Raw genomic sequence first — 18483 nt, forward strand, 5'->3', positions numbered from 1 at the left:
GCTGGATCCTCTGAATATGTGAACCGTTAAACCGCGGCAGCGCCGCCGACGATTTCCGAGATCTCCTGGGTGATCGCAGCCTGACGCGCCTTGTTGTAGATCAACTGGAGCTCTTTGATCAAATCACCGGCGTTGTCTGTGGCGTTCTTCATCGCGATCATCCGGGCCGCTTGTTCAGCAGCGTTGTTCTCGACCACCGCCTGGTATACCTGCGACTCCACGTAACGCACCATCAAGCCGTCCAGCAGCTCTTTTGCGTCGGGTTCGTACAGGTAATCCCAGTGGTGCTTGAGTTCCTGATCCGGGGTTGCCACCAACGGTACCAATTGCTCGACCGTCGGCTTCTGGGTCATGGTATTGATGAACTTGTTCGAAACCACGCAGAGGCGATCGATACGGCCGTCCAGGTAGGCGTCCAGCATCACTTTGACGGAGCCGATCAGATCGTTGATCGATGGCTCTTCGCCCAAGTGGCTGATCGCGGCTACGACGTTGCCGCCAAAGATGCGGAAGAAAGTCGCACCCTTGCTGCCGATCACGCACAGGTCGATTTCCACGCCCTGTTCGCGGTTCGCGTTCATGTCCTTGACCAGGGCCTTGAACAGGTTGGTATTCAAGCCACCGCACAGACCACGGTCACTGCTCACCACAATATAACCGGCACGCTTTACAGGGCGCTCGATCATGAAGGGGTGGCGGTATTCCGGGTTGGCGTTGGCCAGATGACCGATCACCTGGCGGATACGCTCCGCGTAAGGACGGCTAGCAGCCATGCGCATTTGTGCCTTGCGCATCTTGCTGACCGCCACTTTCTCCATGGCGCTGGTAATTTTTTGCGTGCTTTTGATGCTCGCAATCTTACTGCGAATCTCTTTTGCGCCTGCCATGTATCACCTATCAGGTTAGCAAGCGGGGGCCTGAGCCCCCGCTGCGGCTTACCAGGTCTGGGTGGCCTTGAACTTCTCGATACCGGCTTTCAGGCCTGCGTCGATTTCGTCGTTGAAGTCACCCTTCACATTGATCTTCGCCATCAGTTCAGCGTGATCACGGTTGAAGAAGGCGATCAGTGCTTGCTCGAAGCTGCCGATCTTGGAGACTTCTACGTCAGTCAGGAAACCACGCTCAGCGGCGTACAGCGACAGGGCCATGTCCGCGATGGACATTGGCGCGTACTGCTTCTGCTTCATCAGCTCGGTAACGCGCTGACCATGCTCCAGCTGCTTGCGGGTCGCTTCGTCCAGATCGGAGGCGAACTGGGCGAATGCAGCCAGTTCACGGTACTGAGCCAGAGCGGTACGAATACCACCGGACAGCTTCTTGATGATCTTGGTCTGAGCAGCACCACCTACGCGGGATACCGAAACACCGGCGTTCACTGCAGGACGGATGCCCGAGTTGAACATGGCCGATTCCAGGAAGATCTGACCGTCGGTGATGGAAATCACGTTGGTCGGAACGAACGCGGAAACGTCGCCAGCCTGAGTTTCGATGATCGGCAGCGCAGTCAGGGAACCGGTTTTGCCAGTTACAGCACCGTTGGTGAACTTCTCGACGTACTCTTCCGAAACGCGCGATGCACGCTCCAGCAGACGGGAGTGGAGATAGAACACGTCGCCTGGGTACGCTTCACGTCCTGGTGGACGGCGCAGCAGCAGGGAGATCTGACGGTAGGCAACGGCCTGCTTGGACAGGTCATCGTAAACGATCAGTGCGTCTTCGCCGCGGTCACGGAAGAACTCGCCCATGGTGCAACCGGCGTATGGCGCCAGGAATTGCAGTGCGGCGGATTCCGAAGCACTGGCAACCACCACGATGGTGTTGGCCAGGGCGCCGTTTTCTTCCAGCTTGCGAACGATGTTGGCAACGGTGGAACGCTTCTGGCCGACAGCAACATAAACGCAGAAAATACCGGAGTCTTTCTGGTTGATGATGGCGTCGATGGCCATGGCGGTCTTGCCGATCTGACGGTCACCGATGATCAGCTCACGCTGGCCACGGCCGACCGGGATCATGGCGTCGACGGACTTGTAGCCAGTCTGTACAGGCTGGTCTACCGACTTACGCCAGATCACGCCTGGAGCAACTTTCTCGACCGCGTCGGTCTCGGTGTTGCCCAGAGGACCTTTGCCATCGATCGGGTTGCCCAGTGCGTCGACTACGCGGCCCAGCAGTTCCTTACCAACCGGAACTTCCAGGATGCGGCCGGTGCACTTGGCGCTCATGCCTTCGGCGAGGGTGTCATAGGCACCCAGGATCACTGCACCTACGGAGTCTTGCTCCAGGTTCAGGGCCATGCCGTAGACGCCGCCAGGGAACTCGATCATTTCGCCGTACATGACGTCGGCCAGACCGTGGATCCGCACGATACCGTCGGAAACCGAAACGACGGTACCTTCGTTACGGGCTTGGGAGCTCACATCGAGGTTGTCGATGCGGCCCTTGATGATTTCACTAATTTCGGAAGGATTGAGTTGCTGCATTGCTCTGCTGCCCCTTCAAACTCAAGATTTCAATGCTTCGGCCAGTTTCGCGATTTTGCCGCGAACAGAGCCATCGATTACCAGGTCACCAGCGCGGATGACGACGCCGCCAATCAGGCTGGCATCCTCCGACGCGTGCAGGCGCACTTCCTGGCCTAACCGTGCACTGAGAACCTTGGCGAGTTTGTCTTGCTGTTCTTGGTTCAACGCGAAGGCACTGGTGACTTCCACGTCCACGGATTTCTCTTGCTCGGCCTTGTACAGGTCGAACAGAGCGGCAATCTCCGGCAGAAGCAGGAGACGGTCGTTTTCCGCGGCAACATGAATGAAATTCTGTGCCTGTGCATTGAACTTGTCACCGCACACGTCAATGAACGTGGCGGCCTTTTCTGCGCTCGTCAGTCGCGGGGCCTTGAGCAGGCGCTGCATGGTGTCGTCTTGCGACACCGCAGCAGCCAGGCCGAGCATGGCTGACCAATTGGCCAGTTGCTGATGGGCCTGGGCATGCTCAAAGGCAGCCTTAGCGTAAGGTCGGGCCAACGTGGTCAGTTCTGCCATGATCGCCCTCGCTTAAATTTCAGCGGCCAGTTTGTTAACCAGCTCCGCATGCGCGTTTTGATCGATTGTGGCGCCAAGGATCTTTTCAGCACCGCCAACGGTCAGGGCACCCACTTGGGCACGCAGGGCGTCTTTGGCACTGTTCAGTTCCTGTTCGATCTCGGCCAGAGCCTGAGCCTTCACACGGTCAGCTTCGACGCGGGCCTGTTCACGGGCTTCCTCGACAAGCTGAGCAGCGCGTTTCTTGCTTTGCTCAATGATTTCGGCTGCCTGTGCTTTAGCTTCACGCAGTTGCTGACCCGCTTTCTCTTGGGCCAGCTCCAGGTCGCGAGCTGCGCGGTTGGCAGCGTCCAAGCCGTCAGCAATCTTCTTTTGGCGCTCTTGCAGAGCAGTGATGACCGGAGGCCATACATACTTCATGCAGAAGAGTACAAAAATCAGAAAAGCAACGGATTGGCCAATCAGGGTTGCATTAATGTTCACGCCAACACCTCGCTCGGTCTTAATTCATACAGCCATCAACTCGTGGATACGAGTGATTAGCCGGCGATCTGACCAACGAACGGATTCGCGAAGGTGAAGAACAGAGCGATACCAACACCGATCATGGTTACGGCGTCGAGCAGACCGGCAACGATGAACATTTTGACCTGCAGCATCGGAACCATCTCAGGCTGACGAGCAGCGCCTTCCAGGAATTTGCCGCCCAGCAGGCCGAAACCAATGGCGGTACCCAGAGCACCCAGGCCGATCAGCAGAGCAACAGCGATAGCGGTCAGACCAACTACAGTTTCCATCTTTCCTCCCGACTTTTACGTCGTATTGGTTAGGTTTTTAGTTTGAAGCGGTAAAACAAATCGTTTGGAACAGCTGCCCTTGCGGACTTTTAAAGCCCTCCCCCCAAACGAGCGGGGAAGGCTATCAGACACGCCAGGCGGTCTTAATGGTTATCTTCGTGAGCCATCGACAGGTAGACGATGGTAAGCATCATGAAGATGAAAGCTTGCAGGGTGATGATCAGGATGTGGAACACAGCCCACGCCCACTGCAGCACCACACCCAGGCCGCTCAGCCACAGAAGGCCGGAGCCGAACATCACGGCGATCAGGATGAACACCAGCTCGCCGGCGTACATGTTGCCGAACAGTCGCAGCGCCAGCGAGATCGGCTTGGCGATCAGGGTGACGAACTCGAGCAGGAAGTTGACCGGAATCAGCAGGATCTGCACGAAGATGTTCTTGCTGCCGAACGGGTGCAGGGTCAGCTCACCGATGAAGCCGCCCAGGCCCTTGACCTTGATGCTGTAGAAGATGATCAGGGCGAACACGCAGAAGGCCATTGCCAGCGTCGCGTTCGGGTCGGTGGTCGACACGGCGCGGAACGGAATGTGCGGATCACCGGAAATCAGGATGGCCAGCTGAGGAATCCAGTCGACCGGTACCAGGTCGACGGCGTTCATCAGGAATACCCAGACGAAGATGGTCAGTGCCAGCGGCGCAATCACCGGGCTACGGCCGTGGAAGGAGTCCTTCACGCTGCCGTTGACGAAATCGACCATCACTTCGACGAAGTTCTGCAGACCGCCAGGCTGGCCGGAGGTCGCCTTCTTCGCCGCCATGCGGAAGATGAACAGGAAGATCAGACCCAGCGCGACGGACCAACCCAGGGTGTCCAGGTGGAACGCCCAGAAGCCCATTGCCTTGGCTTCTGCAGCCGAATGGGCGAAGCCCCAGCTGCCGTCTGGTAGTTGACCGTAGGTCAGGTTCTGCAAGTGGTGCTGGATATAGCCCGAAGCGGTTTCTGCTGCCATGGTTGCCTCAAACGCCCTAAGGTCTCGAAAGTCTTTTATTCATCAGCAGGGGCGCAAACCAGCTGACCAAAAGGGTCAACACGAAGACGCCGAAGACTGCTAACGGCGCCAGTGGCTTCACTCCTGCGAAGGTCAGTGCGAACAGCACTGCCGTCAAAATCATCTTGCCGGCCTCGCCTGCGTAAAACGACTTGACGATGGCCTGCGCCGCCCGGGCTCCGCTAAAGCGAAAAGCCTTCCAGGCGAAATACATATTCGGCAGCCAGGCAATCAAACCTCCGCAGAGACCTGAATATCCACTGACTGCCCCTTTCCACTGCCACAACACCAATGTTGCCAGCAGCAGCACGACAAATTGAGCCAGCAGTACCGGAAAAACCGCCCAGCGATGGAAAGGCAGGCGGTTTGGCGTGCGGATTTCCATCACAACTGCTCCTCAGAAGTCGACCAACAAGTCAGTAACGACTTGGCATAAATTGTGCCGACAAAATGCGCGCAGAGTATAGGGGTGGATTAACCCCTATTCAACTCTTGGGTAGTGATTTCCGACTGCGCGCTACAACTGGAATTGTTTCAGCGGATGTGAGCAAGGACGCCCTGCAACTCGTCGAGCGAGTTATAGCGAATAACCAGCTGGCCTTTTCCCTTGTTTCCGTGACGAATCTGCACCGCGGAGCCCAGGCGCTCTGCGAGCCTCTGTTCAAGGCGCTCGATATCCGGATCAGGTTTGCTCGGTTCTACCGGGTCAGGTTTGCCACTGAGCCACTGGCGCACCAGTGCCTCGGTTTGGCGCACGGTAAGCCCGCGTGCGACAACATGACGCGCCCCTTCTTCCTGGCGATCTTCTTCAAGACCGAGCAAAGCACGTGCGTGGCCCATCTCCAGATCACCATGGGCAAGCATGGTCTTGATCGCTTCAGGCAGCGAGATCAGGCGCAGCAGATTGGCCACGGTAACCCGCGACTTGCCCACGGCATCGGCTACCTGCTGCTGGGTCAGTTCGAACTCCTGTTGCAGGCGCTGCAGGGCCAGGGCCTCTTCCAACGGGTTGAGGTCCTCTCGCTGGATGTTCTCGATGAGGGCCATGGCGATGGCCGCTTCATCAGGCACTTCCCGCACCATCGCCGGGACGGTGTCCAGGCCAGCCTGCTGCGTGGCCCTCCAGCGGCGCTCACCGGCAATGATCTCGTAGCGGTTGCCATCGATCGGGCGCACCACGATCGGCTGCATCACACCGTGCGTGCGAATCGAGTGCGCCAGTTCTTCCAGCGCCTGCGGATCCATGTCACGGCGCGGCTGGTATTTACCGCGCTGGATCAACTCGACCGGCAGGTGTTGCAGTTCTTTCTGGTCGATCTTGACAGCCTGCTCTTCGAGCGCGCTGACGGAAGGACCACTGAGCAGTGCATCCAACCCACGTCCGAGACCCCGTTTCTTAACGGCCATGCGGATTCCTTAAGTTGTTTGTGCAGTGCGTGATTGACGGCGTTGACGGCGAACCAGTTCCCCGGCCAGGGCCAGATAGGCCAGTGCGCCACGCGATTGCTTGTCGTAGGCCAGCGCCGGCATGCCAAAGCTCGGTGCCTCGGCCAAGCGGATGTTGCGCGGAATGACGGTATCGTAAAGCTGCTCGCCGAAGTGCTCCTTGAGCTGCGCCGATACATCGTTGTTCAGGCTAAGACGCGGGTCGTACATGGTGCGCAGCAGCCCTTCGATCTTCAGCTCCGGGTTCAGACGGGCGGCAATGCGCTTGATGTTATCCACAAGGTCGCTGAGACCTTCCAGTGCGTAATACTCGCACTGCATCGGGATGATCACACCATCGGAGGCGACCAGGGCATTGAGCGTCAGCATCGACAGCGACGGTGGGCAATCGATGAGGATGAAGTCGTAATTCTCGCGGATCGGCGCCAGGGCGTTGCGCAGGCGGCTCTCCTTGACCTGCATTTCCAGCAGCACCACTTCCGCGGCAGTCAGGTCGCGGTTGGCCGGCAGCAACTGGAAGCCACCATGCTCGGAGTAGTGCATGGCCTGGGCAAGGTCGCATTCCCCGATCAGCAGGTCGTAGACCGAGTGTTCGAGTTCGTGTTTGTCCACACCGCTGCCCATGGTGGCGTTGCCCTGCGGATCGAGGTCGATCAGCAGCACACGACGCTTGGTCGCAGCCAGCGATGCGGCGAGATTGATACAGGTGGTGGTTTTACCCACTCCACCTTTCTGGTTCGCGATTGCGAATACCTTAGCCATTGTTGCGTGTGTTCCCAGTCATGCCTTGCGGCGCAGTATCAGCAGATGGCGCTGGCCCTGGCAACCTGGAACGGTCAGGGCCTGCTCGCTTTCCACTGTGAAGTCTGCGGGCAATGCTACCAGTTCATCGGCAGGATGCAGCCCCTTCATTGCAAGCCATTGCGTCCCGGTGTCGCCCAAGTGGCGGGTCCAGTTGGTGAAGTTCTCCATGCTGCTGAAGGCGCGAGAGATGATGCCGCTGAACGGCTGTGCTGGCTGGAAGGCCTCGACCCGGCTGTGGATAACCGTGAGGTTGTCCAGTTTCAGCTCCATCTTCACCTGGGTGAGGAAGCGGGTTTTCTTGCCGTTGGCGTCCAGCACGGTTACGCGTTTGTGCGGATGCAGGATAGCCAATGGAATCCCGGGCATGCCACCGCCGCTGCCGACATCAAGCCAGCTATCGCGATCGCTGTGGATAAAACCCATTACGCTGAGGCTGTCCAGCAGATGGCGCGAAACCATCTCGTCCGGGTCGCGCACGGCCGTCAGGTTGTAGGCTTTGTTCCATTTGATCAACAGGGCCAGGTAGCCAAGCAGCCGTTCGTGCTGCTCGGCGCTCAGCTCGACACCGAGCTGGCGTGCACCTGTGGACAACTCTTCAGCGTGTTGCGGGGTGACCAGGGAACTCAAGCGCTTTGCTCCAATTCGCGGCCAGCGCCGCGTTTTTTCAGATGTATCAACAACAGGGAAATTGCCGCTGGTGTCACGCCAGGGATCCGCGAAGCCTGGCCCAGCGTCTGCGGGCGAGTCTGGCCGAGCTTGCCCTGGATTTCCTTGGACAGGCCGGAAATCGAGGTGTAGTCGATATCCACAGGCAGGCAGGTGTCTTCACTGGCACGCAGGCGAGCGATCTCGTCCTGCTGGCGATCGATGTAGCCAGCGTACTTGGTCTTGATTTCGACCTGTTCGGCAACCTGTGGATCGATCTGTTCGCCGCCGGTCGCTTCGATCAGCCCGGCGTAGTCCACTTCCGGTCGCGCCAGCAGGTTGAGCAGGCTGTATTCGTGGCTCAGCGGGGTACCGAACTTATCCACAACGGCCTGGCCCTGCGGTGTATTCGGGCGTACCCAGGTCGATTTCAAGCGCTGTTCCTCACGCTCGATGCCGTCACGCTTGGCGCAGAACGCGGCCCAGCGCTGGTCGTCGATCAGACCAAGCTCACGACCTTTCTCGGTCAGGCGCAAGTCGGCGTTGTCTTCGCGCAGGATCAACCGGTATTCGGCCCGCGAAGTGAACATGCGGTACGGCTCCTGGGTACCCAGGGTAATCAGGTCGTCGACCAACACTCCGATGTACGCCTCGTCACGGCGCGGGCACCAGCTTTCGCGGCCCTGCGCGCGCAGTGCGGCGTTGGTACCGGCCAGCAGGCCTTGGGCGCCGGCTTCTTCGTAACCGGTAGTGCCGTTGATCTGGCCAGCGAAGAACAAGCCACCGATAACCTTGGTCTCGAGGCTGTACTTGAGGTCACGCGGATCGAAGTAGTCGTATTCGATGGCATAGCCCGGGCGCACGATGTGCGCATTTTCCATACCGCGAATCGAGCGCACCAGCTCCAGCTGCACGTCAAACGGCAGCGAAGTGGAAATGCCGTTGGGGTACAGCTCATGGGTGGTCAGGCCTTCCGGCTCGATGAACACCTGATGGCTTTCCTTGTCGGCAAAGCGATGGATCTTGTCCTCGATCGACGGGCAGTAACGCGGGCCGACACCTTCGATGACGCCCGAGTACATCGGCGAACGGTCGAGGTTCGAAGCGATGATTTCGTGGGTACGCGCATTGGTGTGGGTAATCCAGCAGCTGACCTGACGCGGGTGCATCGCGGCGTTGCCCATGAACGACATGACCGGGATTGGTGTGTCGCCCGGCTGCTCGGTCATCACCGAAAAGTCCACCGAACGACCGTCGATACGCGGAGGTGTACCGGTTTTCAGACGACCGACGCGCAGCGGTAATTCACGCATGCGGTGGGCCAGGGCAATCGACGGTGGATCGCCAGCGCGGCCGCCGGAATGGTTCTGCAGGCCGATGTGGATAAGGCCACCCAGGAAAGTGCCGGTCGTGAGCACCACCGAATCGGCGAAGAACCGCAGCCCCATTTGCGTAACCACGCCTTTGACCTGGTCTTGCTCGACGATCAGGTCGTCACAGGACTGCTGGAATATCCACAGATTTGGCTGGTTTTCCAGGATTTCGCGAACCACGGCCTTGTAGATGGCGCGGTCGGCCTGTGCACGGGTGGCGCGAACAGCCGGGCCCTTGCGGTTGTTCAACACGCGAAACTGGATGCCGCTCTTGTCAGTGGCCAGTGCCATGGCACCGCCGAGCGCATCGATCTCTTTGACCAGATGGCTTTTACCGATGCCACCGATGGCCGGGTTGCAGCTCATGTGACCGAGGGTTTCCACGTTATGGGTCAGCAGCAGGGTTTTCACACCCATGCGTGCAGACGCAAGCGCAGCCTCGGTACCGGCATGGCCGCCGCCGATGACGATCACTTCAAAACGGGAAGGGAAATCCACCACGCACCTCGTGCCTGTTTTTGCGAATAGAGAAGGTAAGCGGACAAGTATAGGGACTTCACCCCCTCTAAAGAAACCTTTTGCGCAAATTTTGACCAGGCTGTGGATGAGTGGCTGATAACAGAAACTAGAGAGAAGAAATTTAAAAAAGCTTTGTTTTTATGTTTATTCTTATGCACGCACCAATCTGTGGATAACGTTCTACACCCCTCTGGATTCGCCATGTAGAAGAAAATTAAACCCTGTGGTTGGAGTGCCATGAGGGCTATGGATAACCGGATTTAGCCTGTGGATGAAATGCCTACTTACCCACAGGGCAGGTTTTCCTCAGAAAAAAAGCATGCTTATCAACGGAGCTGAAGCCGACTTTTCCACAGGGCTCATGAGCGCTTTTTCAGGCCGGTGATTAAAAAATCTGCAGCTACAAAACCCTGTCCGCGACGCACGAGCCCCAAATCTCAGGCAAAAAAAAGCCGCTCCAGGAAGAGCGGCGTGGTGAATGGTTTGGCTAAAAGCTACTTACCGATGCAGAAACTCGAGAAAATCCGCCCCAGCAGGTCATCCGAACTGAACGCGCCCGTGATTTCCCCCAGCGCGTGCTGGGCCTGGCGCAGGTCCTCAGCCAACAGCTCTCCGGCCCCCGCCAAGGTCAATTGCGCACGACCGTGCTCCAGATGAGCACTGGCCTGGCGCAGGGCATCGAGGTGCCGCCGGCGTGCGCTGAAGCCACTCTCTGCAGTCTGTTCATAACCCATGCAGGCTTTGAGGTGATCGCGTAACAGCAGCAAGCCCTGATCGTCACCTTTGGCGCTCAAGGTGATGGTTACATGACCGTCATCGCACTGTTCCAGCCCTACGGATTCGCCGCTGAGGTCGGCTTTGTTGCGAATCAGTGTGACCTTGCCCGGATCAGGCCTTTGATCAAGAAACTCCGGCCACAGGGCGAACGGATCACTGGCCTCAGGGGCGGTGGAGTCGACCACCAGCAACACTCTGTCGGCTTCGCCTATGGCCTTGAGTGCGCGCTCGACGCCTATCTTTTCCACATGGTCGTCGGTGTCGCGCAAACCGGCCGTATCGACGACGTGCAGCGGCATGCCATCGATGTGGATATGTTCACGCAGGATATCCCGCGTCGTACCTGCGATGTCGGTGACGATTGCCGCCTCACGACCGGCCAGTTGATTCAACAGGCTCGATTTGCCTGCATTCGGCCTGCCGGCGATCACCACCGTCATGCCGTCACGAAGCAGCGCACCCTGCCCGGCCTCACGCTGCACTGTGGACAACTCGGCACGCACTGAGTCGAGCATCGACAGGACGTGGCCATCGGCAAGAAAGTCGATTTCCTCCTCGGGGAAGTCGATCGCTGCCTCGACATAGATCCGCAGCGCGATCAGTGCTTCAGTCAGGCTGTGCACACGCTTGGAGAACTCCCCTTGCAACGAGCGCAGGGCGTTGCGTGCTGCCTGGCTGGAGCTGGCTTCGATCAGATCGGCAATCGCTTCGGCCTGGGCCAGGTCGAGCTTGTCGTTGAGAAACGCCCGCTCACTGAACTCACCCGGGCGGGCCAAGCGGCAACCCACCTGCACGCAGCGTTGCAACAGCATGTCCAGTACGACCGGGCCACCATGCCCCTGCAATTCGAGCACGTCCTCACCGGTGAACGAGTTGGGTCCGGGGAAGAACAGTGCAATACCTTCATCCAGCACCAGCCCTTCCTGGTCGCGGAATGGGCCGTAATGGGCATGGCGCGGTGTCAGTGTGCGGCCGGTTATGAGCTGGCCAGCCTTGGCCGCCAATGGTCCGGACAGCCTGACAATACCCACCCCTCCACGTCCTTGTGCGGTTGCGATGGCAGCGATGGTTTCACGCACAGTGTTCATGCTCGAAAGCCTCTACGACAAAAACGACAGATAGCAAAAACGCCCCCGAGGGGGCGTTTTTATTCACAGGCTAGCGCAGTAGCCCGTCAAGCAGCAGCTTTTTTGGTCGCTGCTTCAATACGGCGGGTGATGTACCACTGCTGCGAAATCGACAGGCAGTTGTTCACAACCCAGTACAGCACCAGGCCAGCCGGGAACCACAGGAAGAAGAAGGTGAAGATGATCGGCATCATTTTCATCACCTTGGCCTGCATCGGATCCGGCGGCGTCGGGTTCAGGCGCTGCTGGATGAACATGGTAGCGCCCATGATGATCGGCAGGATGAAGAACGGATCCTTGATCGACAGGTCGGTGATCCACAGCATCCATGGGGCCTGGCGCATCTCGACGCTTTCCAGCAGCACCCAGTACAGGGCCAGGAACACCGGCATCTGTACCAGGATCGGCAAGCATCCACCCAGTGGGTTGATCTTCTCTTTCTTGTACAGCTCCATCATCGCCTGGGACATCTTCTGGCGATCGTCACCAAAGCGTTCCTTCAGTGCGGCGAGCTTCGGCGCCACGGCACGCATGCGCGCCATCGAGCGGTAGCTGGCGGCCGACAGCGGGAAGAACAGGCCCTTGATGAGCATGGTCAGGACAATGATCGACCAGCCCCAGTTACCCAGCAGGCTGTGGATATGTTGCAGCAACCAGAAGATCGGCTGGGCAATGAACCACAGGAAGCCGTAATCGACGGTCAGTTCCAGGCCTGGGGACAATTCCTTGAGCTTGGACTGGATCTTCGGGCCGGCATACAGCATGGCGCTGGTTTCGGCCTTGCCGCCAGCCGGTACGCTGATGGCCGGGCCGGTGTAGCCGATGATGTAGTTGCCCTGGCTGTCCTTGCGGGTCTGGACGACATTGTTGTCCGACTTGGCAGGGATCCAGGCAGTTACGAAGTAGTGCTGCAGCCAGGCAACCCAGCCGCCAGACACATTTTCTTTCAAACTACCTTTGTCGATGTCCTTCATCGACACTTTCTTGTACGGCTCGCCAGCTGTCCACAGGGCAGCACCCAGGTAGGTGGCGGTACCGGTGGCGGTGCTCGAGGACGGATCACCACTGGCGTCACGCTTGAGCTGGGCAAACATGTTGCCGCTCCAGGCCTGGCCGCTCTGGTTGTCGATCAGGTAGCTGACGGACAGGTCGTACTCACCGCGCTTGAAGCTGAAGCGCTTGATGTAGTTCACACCGTTGTCGCTGAACTTCAGGTCGACCACCAGTTGTTCCTGGCCATCAGCCAGCTGGAAGGACTTCTGCTCTGCGGCGTACAGCGGACGGCCGGTGGAGCGCGCATCCGGGCCGTTGGCACCGGTCAGGCCGCTCTGGGCCAGATATACGCGCTCGCCACCGTTGTCGAACAGCTGGAACGGAATGTCCGGATGATCCTGGCGACGCGGGTACTTCGGCAGGTTCAGCTGGACGATGTCACCGCCGACTGGATCGATAGCCAGTTCCAGGACATCGGTCTTGACCCGGATGAGATCCTTGCTGAGTGCAACAGGTGCCAGTTCGGCAGGGCTCGACTCGGCGTTGGCGCTCGGTACATCGGCGCTGGCGCCGTTGTTAGCGGCCGGTACGCCATCGGGCAGGCCCGGAGCAACAGTGCTGGCAGCAGTATTCTGAGTCGGCAAGGCAGCCTGGCCGTAGTCATCGTTCCACTTCAGGACCATGACGTAGGACACGATTGCCAGGGCGGCGATCAGGATCGTGCGTTTAATATCCATGATTACTCGGCTATCGAAGAAGTTCGGGAGGAAGGCGCGGGGGGAACGGGATCGAAACCGCCGTCGTTCCACGGATGACAACGCCCCAGGCGACGAACGGTTAGCCACCCGCCACGCAAGAGGCCATGGGTTTCTATGGCTTCCAACGCATAACAGGAGCAACTGGGGTAGAAACGACAGTGGCTGGCCATCAGAGGACTGATGGCATAACGGTAAAACTGGATCGGAACGAGTGCCAGTTTACGCATCTTGGCTGTCTACCCCTGCGGAATCGGCGTTAGCCGCTGGAGTGGGCCGGCTGCGCGCCAGGCGTTTCCAGAGCTTGCCAAAGTGTTGGTGCAATTCCGGGTTTTCTATCTCACCCAATCCCTTGCGCGCGACGATCACTATGTCCAGGCCAGCGAGCATTTGCTGGTGCAGACGGAAGGAATCGCGCATCAAGCGCTTGAGGCGATTGCGTTGAACGGCAAGCTTGACGCTCTTCTTGCCAATCACCAAGCCAAGGCGTGGATGATCGAGACCGTTCTCGCGAGCAAGGATCAGCAGGTTTTTCCCTGGAACCTTGCCGGTTGGGGAGTCGAAGACCGCTTTGAAATGCCGGGGTGTAAGCAGTCGCTTTTCCCGACTGAAGTCCTGACTCACCACCTTTGCCGAAAGATCAAATGGCCAGACGCTTACGGCCTTTGGCACGACGACGCGACAGAACAGCACGGCCGTTCTTGGTAGCCATACGGGCACGGAAGCCGTGGGTGCGAGCGCGCTTGATGGTGCTTGGTTGGAAAGTACGTTTCATGGCGTGTTACCTGGTTTGTCGACAACGGGCCGGAATGGCCCCCTTTTTAAGAGATCGGCGATTCTAGAGAAAGCAAGCCAATAGGTCAATTTCCAACCAGCCTTTCCTTATGGAAGGTGCTTTCAGCGATCGAGCGGGGCGGCGTCTGGTCGGGCAGGCAAACGGATGACAAAACTAAAAAAAAGAAGAGACATATAAAAAGCTTTTCTGAATAACTTATAAATCTTAGGTGGATAAGTTTCTGTGGATAACCTTCTGCAGGCCAAAGATTACGGGCTGTACAGCGATCAGAAACATTGTCCACAACCCGTGCTGCGCTTGTGCTGGGCCTGCGTACAGCCTGTGGATGAAAAGGCTCATTATCCACAGGTGAGTTATCAACAGATCTTGACCCGGGGTTGTGCATAGCCCTTATGGTGGGTTATCCACAGAGCTTATTCACAGTCCTTCAGGGCCGTTTTGGTCGCTAAATGGCTGTTTTGCCATGGCTCATAATGTTTCCACATGTGGATAACTGATCGCTTGACCGGTACAATGGCCGTTTGTTTTTGCCTCATCCGGCTTTCAAACTCAGGGGATATCCGTGTCAGTGGAACTTTGGCAGCAGTGCGTGGAGCTTCTGCGCGATGAACTGCCTGCCCAGCAATTCAACACCTGGATCCGTCCGCTACAGGTCGAAGCCGAAGGCGACGAGTTGCGCGTGTATGCGCCTAACCGTTTCGTTCTCGATTGGGTGAATGAAAAGTACCTCGGCCGTCTGCTCGAACTGTTGGGTGAGAACGGTAGCGGCATCGCGCCTGCCCTTTCCTTATTAATAGGTAGCCGTCGCAGCTCCGCACCGCGGGCCGCGCCCAATGCCCCGGTCAGCGCTGCAATGGCTGCGTCCCTTGCGCAGAGCCACGCGCAGCCAGCAGCCGCGCCAGTCATGGCTGTTGCTGACCCGGTCTCGGTGCCCACTGCTGAACCTGCGCAGGCCACCGACATGGCCGAGGCGTCGTCGCGTGGCAGCTATGATTCGATGGCGGACAGCGCTCCGGCACCTGTCGCGCCGGGGCGTACCGAACAGCGCAACGTTCAGGTGGAGGGTGCGCTCAAGCACACCAGTTATCTGAACCGTACGTTCACCTTCGAAACCTTTGTCGAAGGTAAATCGAACCAGTTGGCCCGGGCAGCCGCCTGGCAGGTTGCCGACAACCCGAAGCATGGCTACAACCCACTGTTCCTTTACGGTGGCGTGGGCCTGGGTAAAACGCACTTGATGCATGCTGTGGGTAACCACCTGCTGAAGAAGAACCCGAATGCCAAGGTGGTGTACCTGCATTCCGAGCGCTTCGTCGCGGACATGGTCAAGGCGTTGCAGCTCAACGCGATCAATGAGTTCAAGCGCTTCTACCGTTCGGTCGATGCGCTGCTGATCGACGATATCCAGTTCTTCGCCCGCAAGGAGCGTTCACAGGAGGAGTTTTTCCACACCTTCAACGCATTGCTCGAAGGTGGCCAGCAGGTGATTCTCACCAGTGACCGCTACCCGAAGGAAATCGAAGGTCTGGAAGAGCGACTGAAGTCGCGTTTCGGCTGGGGGCTGACGGTGGCTGTGGAGCCGCCGGAGCTGGAGACCCGCGTGGCGATCCTGATGAAGAAGGCCGACCAGGCCAAGGTCGAGTTGCCGCACGATGCCGCTTTCTTCATCGCTCAGCGTATTCGCTCCAACGTACGTGAGCTTGAAGGGGCATTGAAGCGCGTCATCGCCCACTCGCACTTCATGGGCCGCGACATCACCATCGAGCTGATTCGCGAGTCGCTGAAGGACCTGCTGGCGCTGCAAGACAAGCTGGTGAGTGTGGATAACATTCAGCGCACCGTGGCCGAGTACTACAAGATCAAGATCTCCGATCTGTTGTCCAAGCGCCGTTCGCGCTCTGTAGCGCGCCCGCGTCAGGTGGCCATGGCGTTGTCCAAGGAGCTGACCAACCACAGTCTGCCGGAGATCGGCGACATGTTTGGCGGCCGTGACCACACCACCGTGCTGCACGCTTGCCGCAAGATCAACGAACTGAAGGAATCCGACGCGGACATCCGCGAGGACTACAAGAACCTGCTGCGCACGCTCACCACCTGATGGCCGCCAGCGCAGCTAATTGAAGGCAAGGGACTAGACCATGCATTTCACCATTCAACGCGAAGCCCTGTTGAAACCCCTGCAACTGGTCGCCGGTGTCGTCGAGCGCCGTCAGACCTTGCCGGTCCTGTCCAACGTACTGCTGGTCGTGCAAGGCCAGCAGCTGTCGTTGACCGGTACCGACCTGGAAGTCGAACTGGTAGGCCGCGTCCAACTGGAAGAGCCGGCCGAGCCTGGCGAAATCACTGTCCCGGCGCGCAAGCTGATGGACATCTGCAAAAGCCTGCCGAACGACGTTCTGATCGATATCAAGGTCGACGAACAGAAGCTGTTGGTCAAGGCCGGCCGTAGCCGTTTCACCCTGTCGACCCTGCCAGCCAACGACTTCCCCACTGTGGAAGAAGGCCCAGGTTCGCTGACCTGCAACCTTGAGCAGAGCAAACTGCGTCGTTTGATCGAGCGCACCAGCTTCGCCATGGCTCAGCAGGATGTACGTTACTACCTCAACGGTATGCTGCTCGAAGTGTCGCGTAATACCTTGCGTGCCGTGTCTACCGATGGGCATCGTCTGGCGCTGTGCTCCATGAGCGCAGCCATCGAGCAGGATGAGCGTCATCAGGTCATCGTGCCACGTAAAGGTATCCTCGAGCTGGCGCGCCTGCTCACCGACCCGGAAGGCATGGTCAGCATCGTCCTGGGCCAGCACCACATCCGTGCGAACACAGGCGAGTTCACCTTCACGTCCAAGCTGGTCGATGGCAAGTTCCCTGACTATGAGCGTGTACTGCCCAAGGGTGGTGACAAGCTGGTCATCGGCGATCGCCAGGCCTTGCGTGAAGCGTTCAGCCGTACCGCAATCCTTTCCAACGAAAAGTACCGCGGTATCCGCCTTCAGTTGGCTGCCGGTCAGTTGAAAATCCAGGCAAACAACCCGGAACAGGAAGAGGCGGAAGAAGAGATCAGCGTGGACTATGACGGTGCATCGCTTGAGATTGGCTTCAACGTCAGTTACCTGCTGGACGTATTGGGTGTGATGACAACGGAACAGGTTCGCCTGATTCTCTCCGATTCCAATAGCAGTGCTCTGCTGCAGGAAGCCGGCAATGACGACTCGTCTTACGTTGTCATGCCGATGCGCCTGTAACTTGTAGCAGGCCAAATGTCCCTTCGACGTATCATGGTCACCGCGGTGCGCAACCTGCACCCGGTGACCCTCTCACCCTCCCCCCGCATCAATATCCTCTACGGCGCCAACGGCAGCGGCAAGACCAGTGTGCTGGAAGCTGTGCATTTGCTCGGGTTGGCCAGATCGTTTCGCAGTACCCGACTCAATCCCGTCATTCAGTACGAGCAGGCTGCGTGTACGGTTTTCGGCGAAGTACAGTTGGGCAAAGGCGGCACCAGCAACTTGGGTGTGTCGCGCGAGCGGGCGGGCGACTTCACTATCCGTATCGATGGGCAGAATGCCAAGAGCGCCGCGCAGCTTGCAGAACTACTGCCCCTGCAGCTCATCAACCCAGACAGTTTCAGGTTGCTTGAAGGCGCGCCGAAGATCCGTCGCCAGTTTCTGGATTGGGGAGTGTTCCACGTGGAACCTCGCTTCATGCCAGCTTGGCAGCGTCTGCAGAAGGCGTTGCGGCAGCGGAACTCATGGTTGCGGCATGGTACACTTGACCCAGCTTCGCAAGCCGCCTGGGACCGGGAATTGTGCCTGGCCAGCGCGGAAATAGATGAATACCGTCGCAACTACATCAAGGCCTTGAAGCCCGTCTTCGAGCAAACCCTGAGCGAACTGGTCGAGCTGGACGGGTTGACCCTTAGCTACTACCGAGGCTGGGACAAGGACCGGGAACTCAACGAAGTACTCGCCTCTTCTCTCCTTCGCGATCAGCAGATGGGCCATACCCAGGCCGGTCCGCAGCGTGCTGATCTGCGTCTTCGTCTGGCTGCCAACAACGCAGCCGACATCTTGTCGCGTGGTCAGCAAAAGCTGGTGGTTTGTGCATTGCGCATCGCCCAAGGCCACCTCGTTAGTCAGGCTCGCCGCGGCCACTGTATTTATCTGGTGGATGACTTGCCGTCCGAGTTGGACGACCAGCATCGCCGTGCACTGTGCCGCTTGCTAGAAGAATTACGCTGCCAGGTGTTTATCACCTGTGTAGATCACGAATTACTGAGGGAAGGCTGGCAGACGGAAACGCCAGTTGCTTTGTTCCACGTGGAACAAGGCCGTATCACCCAGACCCACGACCATCGGGAGTGA

Annotated in this window: 19 protein-coding genes; 3 read left to right on the forward strand and 16 right to left on the reverse strand. The window is 58.5% G+C overall.

Annotation, left to right across the window (positions count from 1 at the left end):
- Nucleotides 1-26: 26 nt before the first annotated feature.
- The 16 genes from atpG to rpmH form a co-directional block, all read right to left on the reverse strand.
- Nucleotides 27-887, reverse strand: coding sequence for a F0F1 ATP synthase subunit gamma (atpG, locus tag ACEWE8_RS14660; RefSeq protein ID WP_046786783.1), 861 nt, complete (start codon nucleotides 885-887; stop codon nucleotides 27-29).
- Nucleotides 888-935: 48 nt separating this feature from the next.
- Nucleotides 936-2480 carry a F0F1 ATP synthase subunit alpha gene (gene atpA, locus ACEWE8_RS14665; RefSeq protein WP_021785310.1) on the reverse strand — a complete coding sequence of 515 codons (1545 nt, stop codon included), beginning with the start codon at nucleotides 2478-2480 and terminating at the stop codon, nucleotides 936-938.
- Between the two features lie 21 nt (nucleotides 2481-2501).
- Nucleotides 2502-3038 carry a F0F1 ATP synthase subunit delta gene (locus ACEWE8_RS14670; protein ID WP_003253191.1) on the reverse strand — a complete coding sequence of 179 codons (537 nt, stop codon included), beginning with the start codon at nucleotides 3036-3038 and terminating at the stop codon, nucleotides 2502-2504.
- A 12-nt stretch (nucleotides 3039-3050) separates the two neighbouring features.
- A complete protein-coding gene (locus tag ACEWE8_RS14675) occupies nucleotides 3051-3521 on the reverse strand; it encodes a F0F1 ATP synthase subunit B (RefSeq protein WP_395589318.1) in 471 nt (156 codons plus the stop codon).
- Nucleotides 3522-3577: 56 nt separating this feature from the next.
- Nucleotides 3578-3835, reverse strand: coding sequence for a F0F1 ATP synthase subunit C (atpE, locus tag ACEWE8_RS14680; RefSeq protein ID WP_003097235.1), 258 nt, complete (start codon nucleotides 3833-3835; stop codon nucleotides 3578-3580).
- A gap of 143 nt (nucleotides 3836-3978) precedes the next feature.
- Complete coding sequence (gene atpB, locus ACEWE8_RS14685) at nucleotides 3979-4848, reverse strand: F0F1 ATP synthase subunit A (RefSeq protein WP_003260030.1); 870 nt, start codon at nucleotides 4846-4848, stop codon at nucleotides 3979-3981.
- A 16-nt stretch (nucleotides 4849-4864) separates the two neighbouring features.
- The gene (locus tag ACEWE8_RS14690; protein ID WP_012316950.1) at nucleotides 4865-5272 is read right to left on the reverse strand and encodes a F0F1 ATP synthase subunit I; all 408 of its coding nucleotides are present in this window, start codon (nucleotides 5270-5272) and stop codon (nucleotides 4865-4867) included.
- Between the two features lie 149 nt (nucleotides 5273-5421).
- Nucleotides 5422-6294: a ParB/RepB/Spo0J family partition protein gene (locus ACEWE8_RS14695; protein ID WP_046786784.1), complete on the reverse strand. Its 873-nt coding sequence runs from the start codon at nucleotides 6292-6294 to the stop codon at nucleotides 5422-5424.
- A gap of 9 nt (nucleotides 6295-6303) precedes the next feature.
- Nucleotides 6304-7095: a ParA family protein gene (locus ACEWE8_RS14700; RefSeq protein WP_012316952.1), complete on the reverse strand. Its 792-nt coding sequence runs from the start codon at nucleotides 7093-7095 to the stop codon at nucleotides 6304-6306.
- An 18-nt stretch (nucleotides 7096-7113) separates the two neighbouring features.
- Nucleotides 7114-7764, reverse strand: a complete 651-nt coding sequence (gene rsmG / locus ACEWE8_RS14705) for a 16S rRNA (guanine(527)-N(7))-methyltransferase RsmG (protein ID WP_046786785.1) — start codon at nucleotides 7762-7764, stop codon at nucleotides 7114-7116.
- Complete coding sequence (gene mnmG / locus ACEWE8_RS14710) at nucleotides 7761-9653, reverse strand: tRNA uridine-5-carboxymethylaminomethyl(34) synthesis enzyme MnmG (RefSeq protein WP_012316954.1); 1893 nt, start codon at nucleotides 9651-9653, stop codon at nucleotides 7761-7763. The genes rsmG and mnmG overlap by 4 nt, the downstream gene beginning before the upstream one ends.
- 515 nt (nucleotides 9654-10168) lie before the next feature.
- Complete coding sequence (mnmE, locus tag ACEWE8_RS14715) at nucleotides 10169-11539, reverse strand: tRNA uridine-5-carboxymethylaminomethyl(34) synthesis GTPase MnmE (protein WP_046786786.1); 1371 nt, start codon at nucleotides 11537-11539, stop codon at nucleotides 10169-10171.
- An 86-nt stretch (nucleotides 11540-11625) separates the two neighbouring features.
- Nucleotides 11626-13308 (reverse strand): membrane protein insertase YidC, encoded by a 1683-nt coding sequence (gene yidC, locus ACEWE8_RS14720; protein WP_012316956.1) that lies wholly within the window; start codon nucleotides 13306-13308, stop codon nucleotides 11626-11628.
- Nucleotides 13309-13310: 2 nt separating this feature from the next.
- Nucleotides 13311-13556: a membrane protein insertion efficiency factor YidD gene (gene yidD, locus ACEWE8_RS14725; protein ID WP_080516506.1), complete on the reverse strand. Its 246-nt coding sequence runs from the start codon at nucleotides 13554-13556 to the stop codon at nucleotides 13311-13313.
- The gene (rnpA, locus tag ACEWE8_RS14730; RefSeq protein WP_080516507.1) at nucleotides 13549-13953 is read right to left on the reverse strand and encodes a ribonuclease P protein component; all 405 of its coding nucleotides are present in this window, start codon (nucleotides 13951-13953) and stop codon (nucleotides 13549-13551) included. The genes yidD and rnpA overlap by 8 nt, the downstream gene beginning before the upstream one ends.
- Before the next feature lie 13 nt (nucleotides 13954-13966).
- Nucleotides 13967-14101 (reverse strand): 50S ribosomal protein L34, encoded by a 135-nt coding sequence (gene rpmH, locus ACEWE8_RS14735; protein WP_003253163.1) that lies wholly within the window; start codon nucleotides 14099-14101, stop codon nucleotides 13967-13969.
- 583 nt (nucleotides 14102-14684) lie between these two features.
- On the opposite strand from rpmH, the gene dnaA reads away from it, so the two are divergent.
- From dnaA to recF, 3 genes are read left to right on the forward strand one after another with little or no spacing between them, the layout of a single operon-like run.
- On the forward strand, nucleotides 14685-16220 hold the full coding sequence (gene dnaA, locus ACEWE8_RS14740; protein ID WP_046786788.1) for a chromosomal replication initiator protein DnaA: 1536 nt from the start codon (nucleotides 14685-14687) through the stop codon (nucleotides 16218-16220).
- Between the two features lie 40 nt (nucleotides 16221-16260).
- The gene (dnaN, locus tag ACEWE8_RS14745) at nucleotides 16261-17364 is read left to right on the forward strand and encodes a DNA polymerase III subunit beta (RefSeq protein ID WP_012312006.1); all 1104 of its coding nucleotides are present in this window, start codon (nucleotides 16261-16263) and stop codon (nucleotides 17362-17364) included.
- A gap of 15 nt (nucleotides 17365-17379) precedes the next feature.
- Nucleotides 17380-18483 (forward strand): DNA replication/repair protein RecF, encoded by a 1104-nt coding sequence (recF, locus tag ACEWE8_RS14750; RefSeq protein WP_046786789.1) that lies wholly within the window; start codon nucleotides 17380-17382, stop codon nucleotides 18481-18483.

The organism is Pseudomonas sp. TR47 (assembly GCF_044143025.1).
Lineage (GTDB): Bacteria > Pseudomonadota > Gammaproteobacteria > Pseudomonadales > Pseudomonadaceae > Aquipseudomonas > Aquipseudomonas putida_E.

Coding starts and splice junctions, on each gene's coding strand:
- ACEWE8_RS14690 (WP_012316950.1), bottom strand. CDS start 5,272: ATGGAAATCCGCACGCCAAACCGCCTGCCTTTCCATCGCTGGGCGGTT.
- mnmE (WP_046786786.1), bottom strand. CDS start 11,539: ATGAACACTGTGCGTGAAACCATCGCTGCCATCGCAACCGCACAAGGA.
- yidC (WP_012316956.1), bottom strand. CDS start 13,308: ATGGATATTAAACGCACGATCCTGATCGCCGCCCTGGCAATCGTGTCC.
- ACEWE8_RS14670 (WP_003253191.1), bottom strand. CDS start 3,038: ATGGCAGAACTGACCACGTTGGCCCGACCTTACGCTAAGGCTGCCTTT.
- dnaN (WP_012312006.1), top strand. CDS start 16,261: ATGCATTTCACCATTCAACGCGAAGCCCTGTTGAAACCCCTGCAACTG.
- atpG (WP_046786783.1), bottom strand. CDS start 887: ATGGCAGGCGCAAAAGAGATTCGCAGTAAGATTGCGAGCATCAAAAGC.
- ACEWE8_RS14695 (WP_046786784.1), bottom strand. CDS start 6,294: ATGGCCGTTAAGAAACGGGGTCTCGGACGTGGGTTGGATGCACTGCTC.
- rpmH (WP_003253163.1), bottom strand. CDS start 14,101: ATGAAACGTACTTTCCAACCAAGCACCATCAAGCGCGCTCGCACCCAC.
- atpA (WP_021785310.1), bottom strand. CDS start 2,480: ATGCAGCAACTCAATCCTTCCGAAATTAGTGAAATCATCAAGGGCCGC.
- ACEWE8_RS14700 (WP_012316952.1), bottom strand. CDS start 7,095: ATGGCTAAGGTATTCGCAATCGCGAACCAGAAAGGTGGAGTGGGTAAA.
- recF (WP_046786789.1), top strand. CDS start 17,380: ATGTCCCTTCGACGTATCATGGTCACCGCGGTGCGCAACCTGCACCCG.
- atpE (WP_003097235.1), bottom strand. CDS start 3,835: ATGGAAACTGTAGTTGGTCTGACCGCTATCGCTGTTGCTCTGCTGATC.
- yidD (WP_080516506.1), bottom strand. CDS start 13,556: ATGCGTAAACTGGCACTCGTTCCGATCCAGTTTTACCGTTATGCCATC.
- atpB (WP_003260030.1), bottom strand. CDS start 4,848: ATGGCAGCAGAAACCGCTTCGGGCTATATCCAGCACCACTTGCAGAAC.